This window comes from Microbacterium kribbense (assembly GCF_039537285.1).
GTDB classification, from domain to species: Bacteria; Actinomycetota; Actinomycetes; order Actinomycetales; family Microbacteriaceae; genus Microbacterium; species Microbacterium kribbense.
Genome location: NZ_BAABAF010000024.1, coordinates 1 through 999, shown reverse-complemented (window position 1 = coordinate 999; position 999 = coordinate 1). Strand labels below are relative to the sequence as shown.

General features: G+C 63.5%; 2 protein-coding genes. Both read right to left on the bottom strand.

Features of this window, described 5'->3' with window-relative positions:
• Window positions 1-275: 275 nt before the first annotated feature.
• Complete coding sequence (locus tag ABD705_RS16025; RefSeq protein WP_344785408.1) at window positions 276-584, bottom strand: type II toxin-antitoxin system RelE/ParE family toxin; 309 nt, start codon at window positions 582-584, stop codon at window positions 276-278.
• The gene (locus tag ABD705_RS16020; protein ID WP_344785406.1) at window positions 581-862 is read right to left on the bottom strand and encodes a ribbon-helix-helix domain-containing protein; all 282 of its coding nucleotides are present in this window, start codon (window positions 860-862) and stop codon (window positions 581-583) included. The genes ABD705_RS16025 and ABD705_RS16020 overlap by 4 nt, the downstream gene beginning before the upstream one ends.
• Window positions 863-999 lie beyond the last annotated feature (137 nt).

The following is a 999-nucleotide window of genomic DNA, read 5'->3' as shown; positions in this document are numbered from 1 at the left end:
ATGGCGGTGACGGTGGGATTTGAACCCAAAGAGGTTCGATCCTTCTCAATCCATTCCAGTCGGTCTGCCGCAGAATCACGCGGTTACGCGCCTTCCAGCATCTGCTGTCGATCGTCCTGGATCGGGCCGGATCCTATTCAGTTGTGGGCACCGTGTGGGCACGGCCCCGAGCGTGTCACCGGCCAAACGAGGACGACTCGGCCAGCGGAAACGAACGGAGAAACATACGTCCGCTTTCACCCCACCCTACGCACGATGTGCCCCAGTCCGCAGGATCAATGCGGCGCGAGCAGGCGCTCATAGTCCCGCCCGCCACAGTAGACGCCAAGGACCTGGACGCTGTCCGCATCGACAGCGAACGCGACCACGACACGACGACGGAACCCGATCGTCCGCAACCCGGGCCGCAGATCGTCCCTTGACCGTCCAAGGAACGGGGAGTCCGCCAAACCGTCACAGAAGTCAAGGATCGCGAAGACGAAGTCGGCGGCGTGGCTGGGGAAGCCTGACTCCTGCGCGATCCAGAGGGACAGCTCGGACAGGTCCTGCTGCGCGTGCGGCGAGAAGACGACCCGCCGGGTCATGCGGTCTGTGAACGTCTGTGCGCGTGCAACCGGGCCAGGTGTGCCCGCACGTCCTGTGCGCCCACCGCGGTGGAGGGATCGGCCCGGAGCTCGTCGTACGCGGCGACCACTTCGGTGCGCAGCCACAACTGAACAGCCTCATCACGCGCGAACAGTGCACGCAAGCCATCCCGAATCACTTCGCTCTCACTCGCGTACTCCCCCGACGCGACACGCTCCTTCAACGCATCCGCCATCTCATTGGGCAAAGTAATGCTCAGCTGCCTCGTCGTACGCATGACCCACCCCCACACTCAATATGACTGAATCCTACTCCGTGCGAACGGCAACGGGATTGACCCCCGACAAGTTCACGGATCGCGTACCGACCCGCCGTGCACGCTGAGCCGCCTCGGTGATTGAGTCCTGCCACTTT

What these genes read in the sequence shown, in the direction of transcription:
- ABD705_RS16025 (WP_344785408.1), bottom strand. Translation starts at nt 584, where the DNA reads ATGACCCGGCGGGTCGTCTTCTCGCCGCACGCGCAGCAGGACCTGTCC.
- ABD705_RS16020 (WP_344785406.1), bottom strand. Translation starts at nt 862, where the DNA reads ATGCGTACGACGAGGCAGCTGAGCATTACTTTGCCCAATGAGATGGCG.